Source organism: Actinosynnema sp. NPDC023658 (genome assembly GCF_040639995.1).
Classification (GTDB): Bacteria; Actinomycetota; Actinomycetes; order Mycobacteriales; family Pseudonocardiaceae; genus Actinosynnema.
The window spans coordinates 1-2,548 of sequence record NZ_JBFAAX010000805.1 but is presented as its reverse complement, the minus strand read 5'-3'; the positions used below and the strand labels follow the sequence as shown (position 1 = coordinate 2,548).

Sequence of the window (2,548 nt, the reverse complement as noted above, 5' to 3'; positions counted from 1 at the left end):
GCTCGATCAGCGGTCCGCCGGGGGAGGGTCGGTCAGGCGGTGCAGGCCGTCCCGCCGAGCGTCACGCCCGCGGGCGTGCTCGCGGTGCCGTTCGCGGTGAACCCGAGGGCCACCGAGGCGCCCGCCGCCAGCGACGGCGAGTACGTCGGCGCGGTCACGGTCACGGTGGTGCCGCTCTGGCTGAACGTGCCGTTCCACCCGCTGCCGATGGTGACGCCGGAGGGCAGGGTGAACACGACCTTCCACGGGTTGACCGCGCTGGTGGCGCTGTTGGTGACGGTCAACGAGCCCTGGAAACCGCCCTGCCAGGCGTTGTCCTGCTTCCACACGGCCTTGCACGCGCCGGTGCCGTTGCCACCGGACGTGGTGGTGGTCGTCGTGGTCGAGGACGTCGTGCTGGTCGTCCCGCCACCCGTCGGCGGGATCAGGTACGGCTGGAGGATCGACTGCTTGGCCTGGTTGACCGTGGTCCAGTCGTCGCCCACGATGCCGCCGGTGTCACCCGAGTTCGGGTTCCACGCCCAGTAGGTGAACGAGATGCCGTTGACACCCTTGCCGGTGTAGGCCATCAGGTTCTCCAGCCACACCTTGTCCTTGGGGTTGGCCAGGGTGGAGCCGAACTCGCCCATCATCAGCGGCGCGGTGTTGTTCTTGTACAGGTAGCCCCAGTAGCGGTCCCAGACGGCGGGCAGGTTCGACGGGAAGTCCGGCGAGGTGAACCAGGACTGCTCGTAGACCGAGGTGGCGTACTCGTGCGGGGAGTAGACCAGCCGGTTGGCCACGTTCAGCCGCACCGGGAACTCGCCCGCCTTGGACAGGTTGCCGCCCCACCAGCCGCAGTCCTCGTCGTTGGACGGGTCGTTGTCCCAGACGTTGGACAGGCCGCCGCTCGGGCAGCTCACGCCCTCGACGAAGATCAGCCAGTTCGGCTGCACGGACAGGATCGCGTTGCCCGCGCGCTCGGCGGCCAGCCGCCAGTCGCGCTCCACCACGCCGCAGCCCCAGCAGGAGCCGGTGGCGGCGGGGTTGGTGCCCTCGGCGTGCGGCTCGTTGTGCAGGTCGGCGCCGATCACCGTGGTGTTGCCCGCGTACCGCTGGGCCAGCATCTTCCAGTCGCTGATCCAGGTGCTCTCCGGCACGGTCGACGTGTACCAGAGCGCGGACTGCCCGGCGCTGGTCGGGCGGTGCCGGTCGAGGATGACGCGCATCCCCTTCTGGCCCACGTAGTCGATGACCTTGTCCAGGATCTGCAGCGGCGACAGCCCGATCAGGTCGGGGTTGACGAAGTCGTTGATGCCCGACGCCGTCGCGCCGGGCTTGAGCGCGTCGTTGGAGAAGGGGATGCGCAGGGTGTTGTAGCCCAACGAGGCCATCTGGTCGAGCTGCTGCTTCCACGTCCGGCTGGACCACAGCCCGTGGAAGGTCTTGTTGTCGGTCTCCATGCCGAACCAGTTGATGCCGGTCAGCCGGACGGTCGCGCCGGTGCTGTCCACGATCTTGCTGCCCGCGGTGTGCAGGTAACCACCGGCCGGGGCCGCCGTGACCTGTCCCGCCGTCGCCATCACGACGGCCCCGCTGACGGCTAGCGCAGCCGCGAGCAGGGCGCCGAAGATGGATCTCCGTTGCCGCATACCGCTCTCCTTTGAGGATGTTCGCAACGCGTTCTGGGAGCGCTCCCAGAGGGAGAGTAGTGACGGCGGTCATGTTGGACAAGGACGAAAAATCCAGGTCGGCGGCGTGGTGGGGTGGGGCAAGTCGGACAGCGCGTCTCAGATGGGTCGATACCGGACGGGATCACCCCACGGCGGCGGAAGCCCCGCGCGGGAGCGGTCAGCGCACGCCGCGGGGTCGGAACTGGATGCTGATGCGCGGGCCGACGGCCCTCGTCGCCTTGGGCACGGCGTGCTCCCACGTGCGCTGGCACGACCCGCCCATCACGATCAGGTCGCCGTGGCCGAGCGCGTACCGCGCGGTCGCGCCGCCACCTCCGCGCGGGCGCAGGGCCAGCGCACGGGGCGTGCCGACGGACACGATCGCCACCATGGTGTCCTCGGTCGAACCACGCCCGATCGTGTCACCGTGCCAGGCCACCGAGTCACGCCCGTCGCGGTAGTAGCACAGGCCCGCGGTGCGGAACGGCTCGCCCAACTCGTCGGCGTACCAGGCGCTCAGCTCGGCACGAGCCCGCGTCAGCACGGGGTCGGGGAGCGGTGCGGCCTCGTCGTAGAAGCAGAGCAGGCGCGGGACGTCCACCACGCGCTCGTACATCTGCCTGCGCTCGGCCCGCCAGGGGACCTCGTCGGCCAGTCGGCGGAACAACGCGTCCGCGCCGGTCAGCCAGCCCGGGAGCACGTCGACCCACGCGCCGTCGCCCAGCTCGGTCCGCCGCACGCCGGTCAGCGGGCGCAGCGCCGGCGCCTCGGCACCGTCGTCGAACAGCGACACCTGCATGGGTGGAGCATAACGCGGGGGTCGAACAAGTGTTCGACCCCGATGTATTCTATAGCTTCAGTGTTGACTGAAAAGAACTCACGCGTCCGGTTCCGGT

2 protein-coding genes are annotated in these 2,548 nt (G+C 69.7%); both read right to left on the bottom strand.

Annotated features, from left to right (window positions below; genetic code table 11):
• Window positions 1–32 precede the first annotated feature (32 nt).
• A complete protein-coding gene (locus AB0G02_RS35005; protein ID WP_360803152.1) occupies window positions 33–1,631 on the bottom strand; it encodes a cellulase family glycosylhydrolase in 1,599 nt (532 codons plus the stop codon).
• Between the two features lie 199 nt (window positions 1,632–1,830).
• The gene (locus tag AB0G02_RS35000) at window positions 1,831–2,451 is read right to left on the bottom strand and encodes an alpha-ketoglutarate-dependent dioxygenase AlkB (protein ID WP_360803149.1); all 621 of its coding nucleotides are present in this window, start codon (window positions 2,449–2,451) and stop codon (window positions 1,831–1,833) included.
• Window positions 2,452–2,548 lie beyond the last annotated feature (97 nt).

Excerpts from the sequence above, each read along its gene's own strand:
- AB0G02_RS35005 (WP_360803152.1), bottom strand. The coding sequence starts at position 1,631 with ATGCGGCAACGGAGATCCATCTTCGGCGCCCTGCTCGCGGCTGCGCTA.
- AB0G02_RS35000 (WP_360803149.1), bottom strand. The coding sequence starts at position 2,451 with ATGCAGGTGTCGCTGTTCGACGACGGTGCCGAGGCGCCGGCGCTGCGC.